Below are 19,627 nucleotides of genomic sequence, written 5' to 3'. Positions count from 1 at the left end.
GGGTCACATCTTTCTGATCAACATGTATTTCCGCAGCTCAGGTATGGACTGGTAGATCATGACGCCCACTGCCACCAAGATGCCGAGCGTGATCAGGCGCTTGAGCATGCTGTTCCCTCCTGCTGTTGGTCGGTGGCGGCCGGCCACCGCTCGCGGATGAGTTCGAGGACGAGTTCCTCGGCCCGGCCGACGGCCTCGGCGACGGGCGGGCTCAGCTCCATGCCGGGCGAGACGTCGGCGGCCTCGCAGCCGACGAGCAGGACCGGACCGGCGTTCCCGCCGAGGGTGCTCGCGAAGGCCAGCACCGCGTCGGGCGTCATGTCGTGGGCGTCGACGAACGTGCCGAGGGTGTCACCCGGCGAGGGCCGCAGGACGTACAGGGTGCCGGGCGGGCCGTCGCGTGACACCGCGTCGACCATGATCGTGCAGGAGTACTCCCCGCCCGCGATCTCGTAGGCGAGATGGACCCCCCGGATGCCGAAGTCGGTGACCACCACGCCGTCGGGCAGCTCCCTCCTGGCCAGGCGCCGCGCGACGGCCACGCCGAAGCCGTCGTCACCAAGGAAGACGTTCCCGACACCCGCGACCAGGATCCTCACGGCGCCTCCCCTCCGCCGAGCGGCTCGACCTCGTCCGGCGCGAAGTACAGGAACCGCCCGTGGGACCGGTGCAGGTCGGCCGCCTGGTCGTCCTCCAGGGTGACGGCGAGGTACCGCGCGCCGTCGACGTCCAGCAGCACGGCCTCCACCCGGGCGGCGCGGCCGGCGAGGAACATGTCGTACGGGTCGGCGCGCCGCCTGCCCGGCGTCAGCCGCACACGGCTGCCCTTGGCGACCTCGACGCCCGCCACGGTCACGCTGCCGTGGTCCGGCGGCACCTCCTCGGCCGCCGGGTCCCACCACGGCGTCGGAAGCGCCTCGCCCTCCCCCGGCGCGGGCTCCTCCGCCACCGCCTCGGGCGGGGTCGTGCGGCGGGCGGGGCGGCCGAAGTGGCGGACGGCGCCGTGGAGGCGTTCGAGCAGTTCGGGCGGCAGGTCACCGGCCCGGTCGATGATCTCGCGGGCCCTCGGGTCGGTGGCGCGGGCCTCCCGTTTCTCCTCCTCCGTCAAGGTGTGGGTGCGCAGGTGGAGGAGCTCGTCTATCTCGGTCGCGTCGAACAGGTCGCCGGGGCTCTCGGGGGCGATGTCAGGGTGGTCGTACAGGATGATCGGCGACGACAGCACCACGGTGCGCTGCCCGGGCCGGCCGACCAGCACCGGCCAGGTGTTCTCGTTGTGGCAGGTCCCGGCGGCGGGGCGCGCCCACTCCGGCGGGTCGGTCAGGGAGACGAAGCCTCCGGCCGTGACCCCGATGAGCAGGTGGGCGGCGACCAGCGAGTGCCGCAACGCCCGCTCGCGCGGCGCGTCCGCCTCCGCCCAGTCATCGGCGTTCTCCACCTGGACGCGCAGTTTCAGCAGCGGGCGCGTCCCCCGGCACGGCTCGGCGTGGACGCGCAGCACCGCGTGCACCGGCCGGTGCTCGGCGACGACGCGCCCGAGGGGCTCCCCGCCCCCGGCCAGGATGGGCTCCTCGGCGCGGTCCCCGGGAACGGTCAGCGCGATCGTCCGCTCCCCACGGAGGACGGCCGGCATGGCGAGGACGGCCTCCACCTCGCGCTGGGTGGCCTCGTCGAACGTCAGGTAGGCCCGCTCGCCGATCCTCAGCTCGCGCACCGGCCGGTAGCCGCCGCCGTCCGCCCGTTCCTCCACACGGCGCTCCTTGACGTGGAGGAACCGCAGGCGCAGGCGTACCAGCGCGTTCGCGGCGCCTTCGAGGAGGCACTCGGTCACGCTGGCCGACGGCTCGGCGGTGGCCTTGTAGCCGGGAGGCACGAGCACCCCGAACTGCCAGCGCACCCGGTTCTTGGCCGCCGAGGCGCGGTAGGGGTACAGCAGGTACCCCTCGTACAGCACGGCGTCGGCCACCTCGCGTGCCGTGTCCATGGCCAGGTTCATCGGCGTGCCTCCTTCAGCAGCGCCTCCACGGTCTCGTCCCAGGTGGCCAGGGCGTGCTCGGACTTGAAGCGCTGCAGCGCGCGGAGGGTGTCGCGGTGCAGCCGCAGCCAGCCGCTTCCGGGGAAGTAGCGGTCGATCATCTCCCGCCACACGGCGACCGGTAGCGGGCAGCGGGCCTCGCAGTGCCAGGGCACCGGCCGCACCGTGAACCCCTCGCCCGCCTTGGCGAAGACCGTGCCGCTGAACAGCAGCAGCAACGGGATCTCGCCGTCGTCCAGCGAGGCGAAGTACTTCCCCGCGGCCACCTCCAGGTCGTAGCCGCACTGCACCTGCAGGTCGACCTCGGTGGAACCGGCGAACCGGGGGACGATCATCGAGACGTTGGCGAACTGCAGGGGGTGCACGGTCTCGCCCCAGCGGGAGGGGTGGCCGAACAGGTCGGCGAGCAGCTCGGTCTCGCTCGGGCCGTACGACCGCCGCCGCGGCTCGACGCGGATCTGGCAGCGCAGTGCGACGGCGTGCACGGCCTGGCCCTCGGGCTCGGTGACGCGCAGGCGGAAGGCGAGCGTCGGGAAGACGGCGTACGGCTCGGCCCGCACGCCGAGGCACTCGAAACGGATGTCAGCCACCGTGCCCGCCCTCCTCCGCGGTGCCGGCGGCCCTCGGGACGAGCTCGCTGCGGCGGCGCAGGTCGGCGAAGAAGCCGTCGATGGCCGTCCACGCCTCCTCACCCCCGTGGAAGCCCTTCCAGTGCGTGCGCACGAGCCCGACCAGCGTGTAGCAGGCGTCGATCGGCACCAGGTGGCAGGCGAATCCCTCCGGCCGGCGGTCGACGAGGTACGCCTCGACGTCCGGCTGCGCGCCCGCCAGCTCGGGGTTGGCGGCGAGCACCCGGTCCCAGGACGCGAGGGGGAGCTGCGACTCGGTCGCCCCGGCCGGGCTGGGATAGAAGGCCACGTACCGGTCGAGCGCGGAGTTCCGGAAGAAGAACGCCGTGCGCACCGGGATCTGGAGCTCCTCCCAGTCCGCCTCGTCGAGCCGCATCGAGGGGAAGTACAGGTAGCGCTCCGGCACCGCCCGATACCTCCCCTGCGCCCCCTCCCCCCGGGACAGCAGCAGGTGGCAGCCCCGGCAGGTGCACAGCAGCGCGCGGTCGCCGGTGTTCACGACGTGGCCGTGGCGCTCGTCGAGCGGCTCGTCGCACATCTCGCACCGCTCCGCCCGCGGCCTCGGCGGCTCCCTGAAGCGCCGCAACCCCGTCGACCGCCTGCCCGTGATCATGTGGCCGCCTCCTGCGGCACCGGGCACGGGCCGGGCGGGCGGCGCCCGATCTGCAGGAGTTCGGGCTCCTCCGCCACCCCGTCGACCTCGACCCGTGTGACCTCGGGGGCGGCCCTGCGCACCGCCCGCTCGATGGTGTCGTTCACCGTGACCCGCGAGGAGGCGCACCCGTGGCAGCCGCCCGACAGGCGCAGCCGCACGACCCCGTCGTCGTCCACGCCGACCAGTTCGACCCCGCCCTCGTGCAGGTCGAGGTAGGGACGGACGGTGTCGAGCGCCGCGCGGACCCGCTCGGCCGTACCGAGCGGGTGCAGGTCGTGCAGGACGAGCAGGCCGGAGACCACCTCGTCGGCGGCGAGCCGGCGCAGCACCTCGGCCGCGTCGCTCTCGACCACGGCCCGCATGACGCGCTCCAGCCCCGCGCCGTACAGGTCGACCAGGGCGCGTACGAGCTCCTCGGCCTTGGCGCGGGCGTTCGGGTCGGCGAGCGCGCCGAGGTCGCCGATCAGCGCCTCGACGCGTTCGCCGACCGCCTGCACGTCGTGGGCGGGCGGGGTCTCAGGCTGTGGTGAACGCATGAGGAGTGTGCACCTTGCGGAGTTCCTTGCCCTGGCCGAGGTACATGTGCACCCCGCACGGCAGGCACGGGTCGAAGCTGCGGACGGTCCGCATGATGTCGATGCCCTTGAACCTGTCCGGAGGGTTCTCCTCGAAGATGGGCGTGTTCATCACCGCGTCCTCGTACGGGCCCGGCGTGCCGTAGCTGTCGCGGACGCTGGCGTTCCACGGCGTCGGCGGGTACGGATGGTAGTTGGCGATCTTGCCGTTCCTGATCACCATGTGGTGGGACAGCAGGCCGCGCACCGCCTCGGTGAACCCGCAGCTGATGGCCTCGTCCGGCACCTCGAACGGCTCCCAGGTCTGCGTGCGGCCGTTGCGGACCTCGTCCAGCCCCCGCTCGGCGAAGTACACCGCGCACGCGGCCGCGTACGCCTGGAAGTAGGTACGGGCCCGGTTGCGCTCCAGCGCGTTGGACAGCGGCTCGCCGTTGTGGTGCGGGATCTTCCACTCGAACGTCTTCTCCGGCGTCATGGAGGTCTTCGGGAGGTTGATGACGACGCCGTCGCCCGTGGACCGGACGTACCCGATGTCGACCTTGCGCGACAGCGCCGTGGACCACAGCCGGGCGAGAGGGCCGCCGCCGGTGTCCAGCGGCAGGTGGTCCTTGCCGTCGAACCAGCGGGGCGACATCACCCAGCTGTACTTGTCGTTGAAGTCGCGCTTCTGCGGCCGCGGGATCGTGTGCTGGTTCCAGGGGTGGCGGACGTCGACGGGGTTGCCCAGCGGGTCGTGGGTGACGAACCGCTCCTGGCCCTCCCAGTCGTCGTAGTAGGAGCTGCCGAGCAGGATCCGCATGCCGAGGTTGATGTCGACGAGGTTGTTGGTGACGAGGTTCCCGTCGACGATGATGCCCGGGGTGATGAACATCTTCTGACCCCAGGAGTCCATGTTCTCGTAGGTGAAGTCGCAGTACTCCGGGTCGTTGAGCGCGCCCCAGCAGCCCAGCATGACCCGCCGCCGCCCGACCTGCTCGTACCCCGGCAGCGCCTCGTAGAAGAAGTCGAACAGGTCGTCGTGCATCGGCACGACCTTCTTCATGAACTCGACGTAGCGCATCAGCCGGGTCAGGTAGTCGGTGAACAGCTGCACCGTGGCCACCGTGCCGACCCCGCCCGGGTACAGCGTCGAGGGGTGGACGTGCCTGCCTTCCATCAGGCAGAACATCTCGCGCGCCAGGCGGCTGATCACCAGCGCCTCGCGGTAGAACTCGCCCTCCATCGGGTTGAGCGAGCGCATGATGTCGGCGATCGTGCGGTAGCCGTGCTCGCCGGCGTGTCGGCATTCGGTGCGCTCGGCGAGGTCCAGCACGCCCGGGTTGGTCTCGCGCACCATCTTCTCGCAGTAGTCGACCCCGACCAGGTTCTCCTGGTAGATGTTGTGGTCGAACATGTACTCGGCGGCCTCGCCGCAGTTGATGATCCACTCGGCCAAGGCCGGCGGCGCGACGCCGTAGGCCATGTTCTGGTTGTAGACCGAGCAGGTGGCGTGGTTGTCGCCGCAGATCCCGCAGATGCGGCTGGTGATGAAGTGCGCGTCGCGCGGGTCCTTGCCCTTCATGAAGATGGCGTAGCCGCGGAAGATCGAGGACGTGCTGTAGCACTCCGCGACCTCCCTCTTCGCGAAGTCGATCTTGGCGTAGATGCCCAGGCTGCCGACGATCCGGGTGATCGGGTCCCAGGCCATCTCGACCAGGTCGGGGTTGTGCTCCTTCGAGGTCGTCATGTCAGCTCCAGGGCGCCTTGTATCCGGTCAGCAGCGCGCGGCCCTTGGCGTGCCACTTGGGTTCCTTGTCGACGGTCTTGAGGGTGATGTTCCGCAGCGCGCGGATGACCGCGCCGTACGCCGAGATGGCGGTGGAGGACACGTGGGCGCCCGGCGGCTCGTCCATGAAGGGCATGAACTTGTCCGGGAAGCCGGGCATCGTGCAGGCGATGCAGATGCCGCCGACGTTCGGGCAGCCGCCGAGGCCCATCATCCAGCCCCGTTTCGGCACGTTGCACTTGACGACGGGCCCCCAGCACCCGATCTTGACCAGGCACTTCGGAGATCCGTACTCGACGGCGAACTGCCCCTGCTCGTAGTAGCCGGCCCGGTCGCACCCCTCGTGCACGGTCTGGCCGAACAGCCAGGTGGGACGCAGCGCCTGGTCCAGCGGGATCATCGGAGCCTGTCCCGACAGCTGGTAGAGGAGGTAGACGAGGGTCTCCGACATGTTGTCCGGCTGGATGGGGCAGCCGGGCACGTTGACGATCGGCACTCCGGCCTTGGACCGCCAGTCCCAGCCGAGGTAGTCGGCCACGCCCATGCAGCCGGTCGGATTGCCCGCCATGGCGTGGATGCCGCCGTACGTCGCGCAGGTGCCGGCCGCGATCACGGCCGTCGCCTTGGGCGCCAGCCGGTCGATCCACTCGGGCAGGGTGATCGGCTGACCGGTGTCCGGGTTGTTGCCGAACCCCGACCAGTAGCCCTCCTGCTTGATCGACTCGTTGGGCACCGACCCCTCGACGACCAGCACGAACGGCTCCAGCGCGCCGGCCTCGGCCAGGAAGTACCACTCGATCATGGCGTCGCTGCCCTGCATCGGGCCGCTGTGGTAGTCGATCAGCGGCCAGTGCACGTCGACCTTGGGCAGTCCCGGCAGCCCGCCGAGGACGATGTCCTCGATCGGCGGCTGCGTCGCCGCGGTCAGCGAGACCGAGTCGCCGTCACAGCTCATGCCGGCGTTGATCCACAGAATGTGGATGACCGGCTCCGCCTGTCCCAGTGCCGCGGCGCCTGCCGCCTGATCTTCCGTCGTGGACATAACCGCCTCCCCGCTGGTGGTTCGCTCGTCGATGGACGCCCGGCCCCACTCCCTTCGTGAGGCCGCGTCACCCGCCCGTTCGGGCGGGCGCGCGCGGCGAGGCACCCATGGCGTACTGGGTGACCTCCCACAGCACGTGGTAGAGCGTCGTCTGCGCCTCCTGGATGCGGTGCACCGACGACGACGGGATGACGAACAGGTGGTCCAGAAGGCCGCGCTCCGCGAGCTCGGTGAGCCTGCCGCCCTGGTAGCCGGCCAGGCCGACGGTGAGCATGCCCCGGCGTCCGGCCTCCTCGAAGGCCTGGACGAGGTTGGCGGAGCCGCCGCTGGTCGACAGGCCGAGGGCGATGTCGCCCGGCCGGCCGAGCGCGGCGATCTGCCGGGCGAAGACCACCTCGAAGCCCGCGTCGTTGGACAGGGCGGTCACCAGGGCGACGTCCGTGGTGAGGGAGAGGGCCGGGAGCGGCGTGCCGTGGCGGGGGGCGAGGAAGGCCGTGGCCACCTCCTGGGCGTCGGTGCTGCTCCCGCCGTTGCCGAACGTGAACAGCCGGCCCCCGGCGGCGAACCGCGCCGCCATCGCCTCCGCGCACCCGGCGATCCGGTCGGCGTACAGCTCGGCCACGCGCTCGCGCAGCCGTACGATCTCCGCCGCCTTGGTCTCGGTGGACCAGATGATCCGGCGGTCGTCGGCGCGGCCGGTGGGGCCCGAGTAGAGGAAGGGATACAGGTGCCGGATCCCTTCGGCCTCGGGGGACGGGGCGCCCGCCCCCTCCGGCGGCGTCTCCTCAGGCGTGCCCATGGCCGCTCCCTCTCGTGACGACCGCGATGGCCTCCTTGGCGTGCACGAGCACGGTGTCGCCGGCCTCGGCCTCGACCAGCGCGACGCTGACCTCCTCGCGGGCGTCGCCCACCTGGACCAGCGCGAGGTCGCGGCCGAGCAGGCGGACCACGCGCGCGGGCAGGGCCTCGTCCGAGCAGGTCACGCAGTGGCCGGCGGTGCAGCCGGGGGTGTCGTTCACGTCGCGGCCTCCTCGCGCACGGCCTCCTGCGGCACGCCGCAGGGGCCGGTCTGGGCGAAGAAGACGTGCACCAGCTCCCACAGCACGTGGTAGGTCGTCACATGGATCTCCTTGACCACGGCGGGATCGGCGGAGCGCGCGATCAGCACCTGGTCGGCCACCGCGCCGCTCGCTACGGCCCCACCGTCGCCGCCCACCAGCGCCATGGTGTACAGGCCCAGCCCGCGGGCCGTCTCCAGCCCGCGGATGACGTTGGCGCACCAGCCGTCGGGAGAGATGCCGAGGGCGATGTCGGCCGGATTCGCCCAGTGGCGCACCTGATGGGCGAAGACCTCCTCCAGGCCTTCGCGCGTGCCCACACCGGTGACCGTCGCGGCGTCGTTGCTCAGCGCCATCGCCGGGAGCGCCCGCTTGCCCACGATCACCGGATGCATGAACTCGACGGCGACGTGCGAGGCGTCGGTGCCCGCGCCCCCGTTGCCGAAGACGATCAGCTTCCCGCCGCGGTGGAACCGCGCGGCCATGTCGCGGCAGGCTTGCGCGATGCGCGCGGAATCCTCCGCGAGGCCGCGGCCCGCGTCGTCCCGCCGCGCGAAGGCCTCGCCGACCGCCAGGCGGGTGGTGGGTGTCACAGGCATGTGCACGCTCCGTTATGTACCGTAGTCGACAGGCTACGGTGCGTACGGGGTGAACCGAACCCTAGGCGGGACAACCAGGAGTAAAGGCTTGATCGTGGGGGGTAGCTCCAGCTTTGCCTGTTTCGCGCGCTCTCAGTGCGCGACCGGGGAGGTTTCGGGGATCTCGCCCCGCAGCCAGCGGTCGCCGGGGTCCAGCGGCTCCAGCGCGCGCGTCTCGTCGATGTGGACCACCGCGTCGAACTGGTCTCTCAGCCGTGCCCGGAAGTAGTGGCTGCGCCGCTCCGACTCCGGCCGGTACACCGCGCCGACCAGCCGTTCCAGGCGCGCCGAGCGCAGGATGTCCGCCGTCCTCGGGGCGCCCTGGAACGGCACGAAGAACGCCTTCACCTCCACCTCGTGGAACAGTTCCTCGACGCTGCCGGGCATGGCGGGCCTCAGCCACTTGCGTTCGGCCGTCCCCTCCCAGTGGTGGGCGGCGGTGACCGTGCCGGTGCAGGTGGTGAAGCCGATGAGACGGCAGACCGCCTCGTGGCGCTCACGCACGAGCCCGCCGAGGTCGACCTCGCCGCGGCAGGCGGCCTCCGTCGCCCTGGAGTCGCCCACATGGGCGTTGTGGGCCCACACGACCATCTTCGCCGGTCCGCCGGGACCGCCCAGGTGGTCGGCCAGCGCGTCCAAAGTGTCGGCCATGTGCCGGTCGCGCATGTTCCAGGACGCGATGCGGCCACAGAACATCGAACGGTAGTGCTCGCGCGCCTTCTTCAGGGCCCGCGCGTTCAGCTGGGCGTAGAAGAGCTCGTCCTCGGGGAGCAGCCCTTCCTTCCTGGCGTCCTCCACCGCGTGCCGCAGCAGGCCGACGAGCCGCTCGACGATCTCGCCCTCGCACGCCTCGCCGACCCCGCAGGCCGGCTTGACGCCGTGCGTCTCGACCTCGCCTCCCAGATGATCGAAGCAGGCGTAGTGCTCACGGGCGCACGCGGCGGCGGTCAGGTCGGCGCGTTCCAGGCACGTGATCACCTCGCGCATCGCCCGGTGGGCGCCGTACAGGTCGAGCCCGTAGAACCCGGCCTTGCCCGCGTCCGGCCCCGGCAGCCGGTCGTTGTGCTCGCGCAGCCACGACACGAAGTCGAGCACCACCGTGTTGCGCCACATCCACGCGGGGAACCGCTGGAAGCCCCGCAGGGCCTCCTCGGCGGTGACGTCCTCGCCGTACCCCTGGACGTACCGGTTGACGCGGTAGGCGTCGGGCCAGTCGGCCTGCACGGCGACGGCCTGGAAGCCCTTCTCCTCGATGAGCTGCCGCGTCATCGCCGCGCGGGCCTCGTAGAACTCGTGCGTGCCGTGCGAGGCCCCGCCGATGAGCACCAGGCGTGCGTCGCCCACGAGGTCGGACAGCGCCTCCGGCGTCGGCAGGCCGTCGTCCGCGGGCATCACCTCGGCCCGCAGGGCCGCGACCTCCGCCTGGGGCAGCCCGATCGCCTTGGCCGGCATCGAGGTGGCGGACGCGGTCAGCAGGTCGCGGACGTCGTCGACGGTGACCTCGGTGTAGTCCCAATAGGACGGGTCGACCGCGAAGTACGCCGAGGGAGTGGTGGCCGAGACGACCTCGTCCACCTCGCTCTCCATCTCCTCGCACGTGGGCTCGGGCGCGGCCGGCAGGGCGATCACGACGCGGGCCGGGTGCCGGCGGCGCACGGCCTTGACCGCCGCCCGTATGGCCGCCCCGGTCGACAGCCCGTCGTCCACGAGGATCGCCACCTTGCCCTCGACCGGCCGCCCCGGGCCGTCCGGGCGGTAGCGCCGCTCCCAGTGGAGGATCTCGCGTCCCTCCCAGTCGGCGACGTGCTCCACCACCTCGGGCGGGATCGCGAGCCCTCTGACGACGTCGTCGTTGAGCGCGATGGCGCCGTCGGCGGCCACCGCGCCCATCGCGAGATCTTCCTGCCCGGGGACGCCGAGGTTGCGCACGACCTGGACGTCGAGGGGGGCGCCGAGGGCCTTGGCCACCTCGTAGCCGATGGGGACGCCGCCTCGCGGCAGGGCGAGCACCACGACGTCGTCCCGGCCCCGGTAGTGGTCGAGCAGGGCGGCGAGCGCACGACCGGCGTCTCTGCGGTCGCGGAACAGACACTCGGACACAGCGGCCCCCTAACGTGCTCGGAGATGGACCGCCCTCGCCGAAACCGGTGACGCCGCCGCCGGCACGGACCACGGACGGGCCTGGGCCGTTACCCCTGAGCCTACGCCTGCCCGTTGTTCGCGCTCTTTGGACGGGTCTGACCCGCTTCTGGAGCTACGTGTGGTACGGAGATCGCCGCGGGCGGTGTGCACAGCCCGGCAAATCAGGGCGAACAACACCTATTAGTCGCGATTAGCGACAATGCCACGCTGTACCGAAATATCTGACGTCCATCGCCGTTTCCGGCGAATTGTTTTGCCGAGATGAGCCCGAGTATTACTCGGAATTGACACACCAAGATCGGCCCTCCATAATTGCTCCAGTCCAGAGGCCGTGAAAACTTCAGAAGGCGGAGCCGCCGCCCCGCTCCGCCGGTCAGCGATATCCGAATCCCCCGATACCCCCGATCAGCGTCGACGCAGACATTCCTCTTTTCCAGACGATTTCCTTTCACCGTTCACCGGCCTCGGTGACGCTTGCCCGAAATCGCCGACAGACGAGCAGCGATACCGAACCCGATACACCGACTTCACTGCGCGCGGCACCGAACCGGCAGTCGCCGGAGTAAGCCCTTGTTCCCCCTTCAGCGCTATAGGGATTGGTGGTGTGGGTTGTGACCGAGACAACCGACGCGATTACGGCCTTGGCGAACGGCCGGCCACAGCAGAGCCTCGACACATCGGCGGCGCGCAATCTGGCCACGACGACCAAGTCGCAGCCGCAGATGCAGAACATCTCCTCTCGATGGCTGCTCCGCATGCTGCCCTGGGTCGACGTCCCCGGCGGCGCCTACCGCGTCAACCGGCGCCTCAGCTACGCCATCGGCGACGGACGGCTGAGCTTCACCAGCCAGGGCAACGACATCCGGGTGATCCCGCCGGAGCTCCGCGAGCTTCCCCTGCTGCGCGACTTCGACGACGACGGCGTCCTCGAGGCGCTGGCCAACCGCTTCACCCAGCAGCAGCACGAGCCGGGCGACGCCATCGTCCAGGTGGGCCAGCCCGCCGACCGGCTGATCCTCATCGCCCACGGCAAGGTCAACAAGACCGGGGTCGGCCAGTACGGCGAGCAGGCGATCCTCTCCGTCATGGCCGACGGCGACTACTACGGCGACCAGGCCCTGACAGCGACCTCGGCGCCCACCTGGGAGCACACCCTCACCGCCGTCACCCCGACGATCACCCTGTCGCTCCCCCGGCAGATCTTCCAGGAGCTCCTCGCCCAGTCACAGGCGCTCCGCACGCACCTGGAAGGCCGGCAGTCCGACGACCGTCCCTCGCAGAACAAATACGGCGAAGCCAGCATCGACATCACCTCCGGGCACTTCGGAGAGCCGCTGCTGCCCACGACCTTCGTCGACTACGAGACCAGTCCCCGCGAGTACGAGCTCAGCGTCGCCCAGACCATCCTGCGCGTCCACACCCGCGTCGCCGACCTCTACAACCAGCCGATGAACCAGACCCAGCAGCAGCTCCGGCTCACCATCGAGGCCCTGCGCGAGCGGCAGGAACACGAGCTGATCAACAACCCGGCGTTCGGGCTGCTCAACAACGCCGACCTCAAGCAGCGCATCCAGACCCGTGTCGGCCCGCCCACCCCCGACGACCTCGACGAGCTCCTGTGCCGGCGGCGTGACTCCAACTTCTTCCTCGCCCACCCGCAGACCATCGCGGCGTTCGGCCGCGAATGCAGCCGCCGGGGCATCTACCCCCTCACCACCGAGATCAACGGCCGCAGCGTCCCTGCCTGGCGCGGCGTCCCGCTGCTGCCGTGCAACAAGATCCCCATCAGCAAGGCCCGCACGAGCTCGATCCTCGTCCTGCGGACCGGTGAGGACAACCAGGGCGTAATCGGCCTCCACCAGACCGGCATCCCCGACGAATACGAGCCCAGCCTCTCCGTCCGCTTCATGGGCATCAACGAGCACGCCGTCATTTCCTACCTGGTCAGCGCCTACTACTCGGCCGCCGTCCTCGTCCCCGACGCCCTGGGCGTCCTCGAGAACGTCGAGATCGGCCACTGACCCCGGCCATCACCACCGCCCCGGTGCTGCTGATCCGGCGCCGGGGCGGTGGAATCGGCACCGCTGTGCGATGGGCAGCCGGGGCTGAGCCACGTTCTCGCAGGCTGACGTGGCGGGCAGGCAGGCTTCCACGTCCGCGGCAAGGGACGAGCCGGCGCTACGGCGGCACGTCGCGGTCCGGGTCTCGGCGTCAAGTCCCGGTTCCGGTCGTCGGAGTGGGGATTGTTCGCGGTAAATGTGATGAAGTCGATGAAGGTCGTCCCCGGCGTACGGCGCGCCTCGGCACGCCGGGCCCGAGGAGAAGGGGGTGGCGTATGGCGAAGGTGATGACCACGGGCAGGCCGGCAGGTGAGGTGCTGGCCTGGAGCCGTGATCTCGTCGAACCCGCACTGCGTGCGGCGGTCGAGACGCTACCGCCGTCGATGCGGCGGATCGTGGGTTACCACTTCGGCTGGCTGGACGAGCACGGCGCCCCCGGGGAGGGCGCTCTGGGGAAGACCCTGCGTCCCGCCCTCGTCCTGCTGGCCGCCGAAGCCGTCGGCGCCCACCCCGACCGGCCGTTCCTGTCCGTCGCCGGTACGACGCCGACCGGATCGACACAGGGCACGCCGAGCGACACGGCCGGCCCTCTCGATCTCTCCCCCGCACCGTCCGCTGCGGCGGCCCTCCTCCACCCCACGACGCCGGCCGGCACGACGGCGGGCGGCGGAGGGGCTGATGGTGCGGTCGGCCCGGTGATTCCGGCGGGCGGCGCGGGGCCCGCCGGGGTGATGGCGGCGGCGGTGGCGGTGGAGTTGGTGCACAACTTCTCCCTCCTCCACGACGACGTCATGGACGGTGACGGCACCCGTCGGCATCGGCCCACCGCGTGGCGGGTGTTCGGGGTCAGCGGGGCGATCCTCGCCGGCGACGCCCTGCTGGCGCTGGCCTCGGACGTCCTCGCGGCGTCCGGCCACCCGGCCGCGCCGGAGGCGACGCGGATCCTCGGCGCGGCGGTGCTCGACCTGGTCGAGGGCCAGAGCGCGGACGTCGCGTTCGAGACCCGCGACGACGTCACCCTGCCGGAGTGCGTGACCATGGCCGAGGGCAAGACCGGCGCCCTCCTCGGCGCCGCCTGCGCACTGGGCGCGCTGTTCGGGGGCGGCGACGCCGAGCGCATCGAGCACCTGCGGGGTTTCGGCAACCGATTAGGGCTGGCGTTCCAGCTCGTCGACGACCTTCTCGGCATCTGGGGAAATCCCGCCGTCACCGGCAAACCCGTCTATTCCGACCTCCGTAACCGCAAGAAGTCCCTGCCCGTCGTGGCCGCCCTGACCTCCGGCACGCCGGCCGGAAAGGAGCTCGCCGCGATGTACGGCCGCGAGCAGGCACCGTCCGGGGCCGAGCTCGAACGAGCGGCCGCGCTGGTCGACGCCGCGGGAGGCCGCGCGTGGAGCCAGGAGCGGGCCGATCATCTGCTGGCGGAGGCCCTCACCCACCTGACCTCCGCCACCCCGTCCCCCCAGGCCGCCGCCGAACTCCACGCCCTCGCCCACCTGGTGACCCACCGCGACCACTGAGCTTCCCGTCACCCCTGGCCGTCCATCCGGTCCAAGGTCCCGGTAGAAGCACCAGGGCACGAAGGTCCCGGTAGGGGCAGCGGGTGTGGAGGTCGTGGTGAGAGCGGCGGCGTTGTGGGTGGTCTGTGGAAAACCACAGGTGTAGCGGGGTGTGCTCCTCATTACGAGGGGTGGCGGGGGCGATCTAGCTTTCGTGGCATGTTGGGAAAGTTGATCGATGTACCACGGCGAACGCCGGCAGGGGTGTCGGCCCTGCTCGTGCTCGCCGCCGTGATCATGCTGACCGCGATGACGAACAGCACCATGCAGCCGTTGCCGGCCTCGGCGCCGGCGCGGGAGTTCAGCGCCGGTCGCGCCCTGACCCACCTCGAGAAGATCGCCGCCGCACCGCGCCCCCTCGGCAGCGCGGCCGGTGACCGGGCCAGGGACTACCTCGTGGGGCGGCTGCGCGCGGCGGGGCTCCACGTGGAGGTCCAGCGTGCCGTCGGAGTGAATCCGGCGGCGGGGCTGGCGTCGTTCGGGCTGGTGGAGAACATCGTGGCCACCTTGCCCGGCACGAACCCGACCGGCACGGTGCTGGTCGCCGCTCACTATGACTCGGCCGCCATGGGTCCGGGCGCCTCCGATGACGGCGCGGCGGTGGCCGCCATGGTGGAGACCGCCCGCGCGGTGCTCGCGGGCGGTCGCCTGCGCAACGACCTGGTGCTGCTGATGTCGGACGGCGAGGAGGACGGCGTCCTGGGCGCCGAGGCGTTCGCCCGGGAACATCCCCTGGGCCGCAAGGGCGGTGTGCTGCTGAACTGGGAGGCCCGCGGGGTGAGCGGGCCTTCCCTGATGTTCGAGACCTCCCGGGACAACGCCCGACTGGTCGAGCTGTTCGCGCGGACGGTGCCGCATCCGCGCGGGGACTCCACCATGGCGGAGCTCTACCGGCTGCTGCCGAACAACACCGATTTCACCCCGCTGACCAGGGCCGGGTTCACCGGCATGAACTTCGCCTACCTCGAAGGCTCCTCCTACTATCACAGCGCCGACGACTCCCTCGCCCACCTCGATCGCGGCAGCCTGCAGCACCACGGGACGAACATGCTCACGCTGGTCCGTGCCCTGGGCGCCGCCGACCTGCCGACGCTGACCTCCGACGACGACGTCACCTATTTCCGGATCTTCGGGGTGATGGTGACGTATCCCGGCTGGCTGGTCCGGCCCCTGGCGATGCTGTCCCTGCTCGCCGTGGCGGGCCTGGCGCTGCTCGCGCGCAGGAGGGAGCTGCTCACCTTCCCGAGGCTGCTCGCCGGCGCCGTCACCGCCGTGGTGCCGCTGCTGGGGTCGGTGGTCCTGGCGCAGGCGCTGTGGCAGGTGCTCGTGGCGATACGTCCCGCCTACGACGCGATGGGCGGCCTGCTCCACCGGCCCGAGGCGTTCGAGGCCGCCATCGCCGTCCTGTCCGGGCTGGCGTTGCTGGCCTGGTACCTGCCGCTGCGCCGCAGGCTCGGCCCCGCCGCGCCGGCCGCCGGCGCGCTGGTGTGGCCCGCCGGTCTCGGTCTGCTGTGCGCCCAGGTGGCCCCCGGGGCCGCCTTCATGTTCACCCTGCCCGCGCTGCTGTGCGCACTCGGGGGGCTGGTCGCTCTCATGGTTCGCGGGTCGGCCTGGGGACAGGTCGCCGCGATCACCGTGGGTTCGGTCATGGCGGCGGCGCTGCTGCCCTATCTGGCGCGGAACGTGTTCGACGGGATGGGTCTGGCGCTCGGTGGGGCGGGCGCGCTGGTGCTGGCGATCTTCGGGCTCACGGTGCTCCCGGTGGTGGAGCTGCTCCTCCCCGAGGTCCGCCGGAAGGCGGAGGCCCCCGGCGGGCGACCCGAGGGTGCGTCCCGGAAGGTCGGGGTGGTCGCGGTGGCGCTGGTGGCGGCCGGGGCGCCGGTCGGCGCGGGACTGCTGTTGGACGGGGTCGACGCCGGCCATCCGCGGCGCACCCACCTGGCGTACGTCATGGACGCCGACACCCGGGCCGCCCACTGGGTCAGCGCCGACGCCGACCCGGACGCCTGGACCAGGAGGTATGTGTCCGGCCACGACGTCGGCGGACTCCCCCCGGGCTACGCGCGGGGCACGCTGTGGGCGGGCACCGCCCCGGCCGTCGAGGCGGACGGCCCGCGGGTCTCGGTGCTGTCGCGCCGTGGCGACACGGTCGAGTTCCACGTGACCGCCGGGCGGGGCGCGCGGTCGGTGACGCTACGGGTGGACCGCCCGATCACCGGGGCCTCGGCGTCGGTGGCCGGGGTCGGCGCGGCGAGCGTGCCGGTCACGGGCACGCGGGTCGCGACCTGGCCCGCCGAGGTCCGCTTCCGTGGGATCCCCGCCCGGGGCGTCCGGGTGACCCTGCGCGTGCCGGGCGCCGGGCGGATCCGCCTCACGGCGATCTCCGAGACCGACGGCCTGTCCAGGGTGCCCGGTTTCGTCCCTATGCCGCCGGGCCTGGTCGCGGGCACGCGCGAGGACGGGGGCCTCGTCGCCGTCACCCGCACCTACCCGCTGTGACCTCTCCGGGGCGAGCGGTCAGGTCATGAGCATGGCGATGATGCGGTCCAGCGTCGCCAGGTCGGCGGGGTCGAGGTCGCGCAGGGGCGGGGGTGGTTCGCGGAGGATGGCCTCGGCGCGCCCCGCGGCCCGCGCGCCTTCCGGCGTGATGGCGACGATCTTCTGACGGCGGTCCTCGGGGTGCACCTCGCGTACCACCAGCCCGCGCCGCACGAGGTCGTCCACGACCAGTGTGGTGTACGGCGGGTCCGTGGCCAGCGTGCCCGCCAGCTGCCTCATGGTCATCGGGCGGTCCACCAGGTAGCGCAGCGCCTTGGCCCTGATGAAGCTCATGTCGAGCGCCTCACAGACCTCCTTGCGCCGGTCGTGCCGGTCGAGGACGAGGGTGCGCATGCCATGCCATACGCGGGCGGCCATCTCGGGATCCTGGCTCATCAAGATCCTCCGGGTGCGAGTGGGCGGGAACGCCCGAAGCCCGGCCTCCGCAGCGGCTGGAGAATCGGGCGACGGGAGAGGATCAAGGTGACACGAGGCCGTGCGCCACCGCAAGCCGACCGAGCATCAGAACAGGGACGGCGGCCGGAAGCGGGCGACCGGCCTTCCCGCCACGCGCCCCGGCAGCGCCCGGCGGGGGCGCGGTTCCCGGCTGCGGGAGGGCTGGGGTGGAGGGAAGGGATCAAGATGCCACGGGGACTTTCGTCTCGCCGGACGTCAGGCGGGCGGCGGTTCGTTCCGCGGTGGCCTTCGCCCAGCCGCCGGTGGTGAGGATGCCGAGGACGAGCACGGCCGCCCCGTACCCGACCACGATCCACCACCCCGCACGGCTGGCCTGCGCGAACCCCCCGGCAGGATGGGCGGCGAGCCCTGTGGCGAGCACCGAGCCGGCGATGGCGACGCCGAGCGACTGGCCGATCTGCCGGCTGGTGGAGGCGACGGCCGCCGCCACCCCGGCCTGAGCGATCGGCATGCCGGAGACGGCGGTGTTGGTGATCGGGGCGTTGACCATGGCGAACCCGAGCCCGAAGACGGCGTAGCTCACCAGCAGCCACAACAGAGGCGTGCCCTCGGTCAGCCTCGTCAGCATCAGGCCGCTGAGGGTGATGGTCGTTCCGGCGATGAGGAGCGAGGGACGCGGGCCGCGCTCGCCGACCAGCCGCCCGGACAGCGGCGCGAACACCACCGCCATGGCGGCGATGGGCAGCGTGCACAAGCCGGCGTGGAACGGGGACAGGTGCCGTACGTCCTGGAGGTACAGGGTGTTGATGAACAGGAACCCGCCGAAGGCGGAGAACGCGCTCATCGCGATGAGCGAGGCCCCGGAGAAGGGCGCGCTGCGGAAGAACCGCACGTCGATGAGGGGCTCCCGGCGGCGGGGTTCGTAGACGATCAGGGCGGCCAGCGCTGCCACGGCGGCGACCGCGAACCCGATGATCACCGGCGATCCCCAGCCCTTGCTGGGCACCTCGATGATGGCGTAGGTCAGCGAGGCCAGCGTCACGATGACCAGCACCTGTCCGACGGGGTCGATGCGGCGGGGGTGGGGTGCGCGCGACTCCGGGACGAACAGCGCGGTGAGCACCAGCGCGGCCACGGCGACCGGCACGTTGATCCAGAAGATCGCCCGCCAGTCGACCGACCCGACGAGGGCTCCGCCGACCACCGGGCCGAGCGCCATGCTGATGCCGACCACGCCTCCCCACACGCCGATCGCGCGGGCACGTTCCCGCCGGTCGGTGAAGGTGTTGGTGATGATCGACATGGCGACGGGGTTGAGCATGGATCCACCGATGGCCTGCATCACCCGGAAGACCACCAGCCAGCCGAGGCTCGGGGCCAGGCCGCACAGCAGCGAGCCGACGGCGAACACGACCAGCCCCGTCTGGAACGTGCGGCGGCGCCCGATGCGGTCGGCGGTCGAGCCGGACAGGAGCAGCAGGCTGGCGAGCACGAGGGTGTAGGCGTCGACGGTCCACTGCATGCCGGAGACGGGGGCGTGAAGATCACGTGCGATGGACGGCAGGGCGACGTTCACGATGGTGTTGTCGAGGCCGACGATGAGCAGGCTCATGCAGCAGATCGACAACACTGCGATCCGCCGCCGGCGGCTCAGCTCTGGCATGACCCTCCAAAACGTTGTAGGCGTACAATCGTTACTACCGTACAACGAATAATGCCCGTAAGGTGCTTTATGCCCGCTAGCTGGGGATATATGGCTTATATCCCTGGAGGACGGCATCGCGGGCCGCACAAGCGCCACCGGGCACCGTTACGTCCAGCCGCCGCTCGCCGTCCATCCCGGCTTCGGCGAGGGAGAATGATCATGCCTGGCACCAAGGCGGTGGCGTACGGAGGGCCCGGCAAGGTCGAGATCGACTGCTCCGTCGACGCGGTCGGGTTCGAGGCTCGCGGTCACGGGGCCGAGGCCGGCGTCGAGCGGCCCGCGACCGTGCTGAACACCCTCATGGACCTCACCCGCGCGGGCGGCGCGATCGGCATCCCTGGCCTGTACGTCACCCGTGACCCGGGCGCGGCCGACCCGAACGCCGAAGAGGGGTCACTGTCGATCAGGTTCGGCCTCGGCTGGGCCAGGTCGCACGCGTTCTTCACCGGCCAGTGCCCGGTGATGCGCTACAACCGCCAGTTGATGATGGCGATCCTGTACGTCAGGGTGCAGATCGCCAAGGCGGTGAACGCGACGCCGATCCCGTTGGACGCCGCGCCGCAGGGGTACCGCGACTTCAACAAGGGCGTGGCGCGCAAGTTCGTTTTGGTCCCGCACGGTCTGCTCGCCTCGCGCACCACGTAGGGACGCGCCACCCGACGGTTCCGCTCACCTCGCGCACCGCGCAGGCGGCCACCACCCGATGGTTCCGGCGCTCGGTCGTGGCCCCGCGCCGGAGGACCCCTGTCCGGGGGCGGGGCCACGACCGTGGCCATGGACGCGGGCCCCGGCGCCGGCTGTCGATTCAGCAG

General features: G+C 71.4%; 17 protein-coding genes and 1 pseudogene. 4 read left to right on the top strand and 14 right to left on the bottom strand.

Going from position 1 to position 19,627, the window contains the following annotated elements:
* Nucleotides 1-3: 3 nt before the first annotated feature.
* From KIK05_RS49705 to KIK05_RS19170, 12 genes are all read right to left on the bottom strand, one after another.
* Nucleotides 4-108 carry a DUF6893 family small protein gene (locus KIK05_RS49705; RefSeq protein WP_443729125.1) on the bottom strand — a complete coding sequence of 35 codons (105 nt, stop codon included), beginning with the start codon at nt 106-108 and terminating at the stop codon, nt 4-6.
* Nucleotides 93-599, bottom strand: coding sequence for a hydrogenase maturation protease (locus KIK05_RS19220; protein WP_214412129.1), 507 nt, complete (start codon nt 597-599; stop codon nt 93-95). Before KIK05_RS19220 ends, KIK05_RS49705 begins: the two co-directional genes overlap by 16 nt.
* On the bottom strand, nt 596-1,993 hold the full coding sequence (locus KIK05_RS19215) for a hypothetical protein (protein WP_214412128.1): 1,398 nt from the start codon (nt 1,991-1,993) through the stop codon (nt 596-598). The genes KIK05_RS19220 and KIK05_RS19215 overlap by 4 nt, the downstream gene beginning before the upstream one ends.
* A complete protein-coding gene (locus KIK05_RS19210; RefSeq protein WP_214412127.1) occupies nt 1,990-2,622 on the bottom strand; it encodes a DUF6084 family protein in 633 nt (210 codons plus the stop codon). Before KIK05_RS19210 ends, KIK05_RS19215 begins: the two co-directional genes overlap by 4 nt.
* Entirely contained in the window at nt 2,615-3,274 is a 660-nt protein-coding gene (locus tag KIK05_RS19205) for a DUF5947 family protein (protein ID WP_214412126.1), read from the bottom strand. The genes KIK05_RS19210 and KIK05_RS19205 overlap by 8 nt, the downstream gene beginning before the upstream one ends.
* The gene (locus tag KIK05_RS19200) at nt 3,271-3,852 is read right to left on the bottom strand and encodes a NifU family protein (protein WP_250563057.1); all 582 of its coding nucleotides are present in this window, start codon (nt 3,850-3,852) and stop codon (nt 3,271-3,273) included. The genes KIK05_RS19205 and KIK05_RS19200 overlap by 4 nt, the downstream gene beginning before the upstream one ends.
* Nucleotides 3,833-5,617, bottom strand: a complete 1,785-nt coding sequence (locus KIK05_RS19195) for a nickel-dependent hydrogenase large subunit (protein ID WP_214412125.1) — start codon at nt 5,615-5,617, stop codon at nt 3,833-3,835. The genes KIK05_RS19200 and KIK05_RS19195 overlap by 20 nt, the downstream gene beginning before the upstream one ends.
* 1 nt (nt 5,618) lies before the next feature.
* Nucleotides 5,619-6,698 (bottom strand): NADH-quinone oxidoreductase subunit B family protein, encoded by a 1,080-nt coding sequence (locus KIK05_RS19190; protein ID WP_214412124.1) that lies wholly within the window; start codon nt 6,696-6,698, stop codon nt 5,619-5,621.
* Between the two features lie 67 nt (nt 6,699-6,765).
* The gene (locus tag KIK05_RS19185; RefSeq protein ID WP_214412123.1) at nt 6,766-7,497 is read right to left on the bottom strand and encodes a D-sedoheptulose-7-phosphate isomerase; all 732 of its coding nucleotides are present in this window, start codon (nt 7,495-7,497) and stop codon (nt 6,766-6,768) included.
* Nucleotides 7,484-7,717 (bottom strand): HypC/HybG/HupF family hydrogenase formation chaperone, encoded by a 234-nt coding sequence (locus KIK05_RS19180; protein WP_214412122.1) that lies wholly within the window; start codon nt 7,715-7,717, stop codon nt 7,484-7,486. Before KIK05_RS19180 ends, KIK05_RS19185 begins: the two co-directional genes overlap by 14 nt.
* Nucleotides 7,714-8,355 carry a D-sedoheptulose-7-phosphate isomerase gene (locus KIK05_RS19175; RefSeq protein WP_214412121.1) on the bottom strand — a complete coding sequence of 214 codons (642 nt, stop codon included), beginning with the start codon at nt 8,353-8,355 and terminating at the stop codon, nt 7,714-7,716. The genes KIK05_RS19180 and KIK05_RS19175 overlap by 4 nt, the downstream gene beginning before the upstream one ends.
* Before the next feature lie 132 nt (nt 8,356-8,487).
* A complete protein-coding gene (locus KIK05_RS19170) occupies nt 8,488-10,494 on the bottom strand; it encodes an erythromycin esterase family protein (RefSeq protein WP_214412120.1) in 2,007 nt (668 codons plus the stop codon).
* Nucleotides 10,495-11,147: 653 nt separating this feature from the next.
* On the opposite strand from KIK05_RS19170, the gene KIK05_RS19165 reads away from it, so the two are divergent.
* From KIK05_RS19165 to KIK05_RS19155, 3 genes are all read left to right on the top strand, one after another.
* A complete protein-coding gene (locus KIK05_RS19165) occupies nt 11,148-12,557 on the top strand; it encodes a family 2B encapsulin nanocompartment shell protein (protein ID WP_308249999.1) in 1,410 nt (469 codons plus the stop codon).
* Nucleotides 12,558-12,871: 314 nt separating this feature from the next.
* Nucleotides 12,872-14,116, top strand: coding sequence for a family 2 encapsulin nanocompartment cargo protein polyprenyl transferase (locus KIK05_RS47025; protein ID WP_250563056.1), 1,245 nt, complete (start codon nt 12,872-12,874; stop codon nt 14,114-14,116).
* A gap of 198 nt (nt 14,117-14,314) precedes the next feature.
* Nucleotides 14,315-16,654, top strand: a complete 2,340-nt coding sequence (locus KIK05_RS19155) for a M28 family peptidase (RefSeq protein ID WP_214412119.1) — start codon at nt 14,315-14,317, stop codon at nt 16,652-16,654.
* A gap of 18 nt (nt 16,655-16,672) precedes the next feature.
* Here the strand turns inward: KIK05_RS19155 and KIK05_RS19150 are convergent, their stop codons facing one another.
* The gene (locus KIK05_RS19150; RefSeq protein WP_214412118.1) at nt 16,673-17,089 is read right to left on the bottom strand and encodes a MarR family winged helix-turn-helix transcriptional regulator; all 417 of its coding nucleotides are present in this window, start codon (nt 17,087-17,089) and stop codon (nt 16,673-16,675) included.
* Between the two features lie 241 nt (nt 17,090-17,330).
* Complete coding sequence (locus tag KIK05_RS19145; protein ID WP_214412117.1) at nt 17,331-18,773, bottom strand: MFS transporter; 1,443 nt, start codon at nt 18,771-18,773, stop codon at nt 17,331-17,333.
* A gap of 177 nt (nt 18,774-18,950) precedes the next feature.
* Between KIK05_RS19145 and KIK05_RS19140 the strand changes: the two are divergent.
* Nucleotides 18,951-19,460 (top strand): annotated as a pseudogene (locus tag KIK05_RS19140) (formaldehyde dehydrogenase, glutathione-independent); the annotation flags it as partial.
* Between the last annotated feature and the right edge of the window lie 167 nt (nt 19,461-19,627).

The organism is Sphaerisporangium fuscum, from assembly GCF_018531465.1.
Lineage (GTDB): Bacteria > Actinomycetota > Actinomycetes > Streptosporangiales > Streptosporangiaceae > Sphaerisporangium > Sphaerisporangium fuscum.
The sequence above is the reverse complement of the archived record's forward strand: the minus strand, read 5'-3'. Positions and strand labels throughout refer to the sequence as shown.

Bases quoted from the DNA above. Each gene is read 5' to 3' on its own strand.
- KIK05_RS49705 (WP_443729125.1), bottom strand. From the start codon at position 108: ATGCTCAAGCGCCTGATCACGCTCGGCATCTTGGTGGCAGTGGGCGTC.
- KIK05_RS19215 (WP_214412128.1), bottom strand. From the start codon at position 1,993: ATGAACCTGGCCATGGACACGGCACGCGAGGTGGCCGACGCCGTGCTG.
- KIK05_RS19205 (WP_214412126.1), bottom strand. From the start codon at position 3,274: ATGATCACGGGCAGGCGGTCGACGGGGTTGCGGCGCTTCAGGGAGCCG.
- KIK05_RS19200 (WP_250563057.1), bottom strand. From the start codon at position 3,852: ATGCGTTCACCACAGCCTGAGACCCCGCCCGCCCACGACGTGCAGGCG.
- KIK05_RS19195 (WP_214412125.1), bottom strand. From the start codon at position 5,617: ATGACGACCTCGAAGGAGCACAACCCCGACCTGGTCGAGATGGCCTGG.
- KIK05_RS19190 (WP_214412124.1), bottom strand. From the start codon at position 6,698: ATGTCCACGACGGAAGATCAGGCGGCAGGCGCCGCGGCACTGGGACAG.
- KIK05_RS19185 (WP_214412123.1), bottom strand. From the start codon at position 7,497: ATGGGCACGCCTGAGGAGACGCCGCCGGAGGGGGCGGGCGCCCCGTCC.
- KIK05_RS19175 (WP_214412121.1), bottom strand. From the start codon at position 8,355: ATGCCTGTGACACCCACCACCCGCCTGGCGGTCGGCGAGGCCTTCGCG.
- KIK05_RS47025 (WP_250563056.1), top strand. From the start codon at position 12,872: ATGGCGAAGGTGATGACCACGGGCAGGCCGGCAGGTGAGGTGCTGGCC.
- KIK05_RS19155 (WP_214412119.1), top strand. From the start codon at position 14,315: ATGTTGGGAAAGTTGATCGATGTACCACGGCGAACGCCGGCAGGGGTG.
- KIK05_RS19150 (WP_214412118.1), bottom strand. From the start codon at position 17,089: ATGAGCCAGGATCCCGAGATGGCCGCCCGCGTATGGCATGGCATGCGC.
- KIK05_RS19145 (WP_214412117.1), bottom strand. From the start codon at position 18,773: ATGCCAGAGCTGAGCCGCCGGCGGCGGATCGCAGTGTTGTCGATCTGC.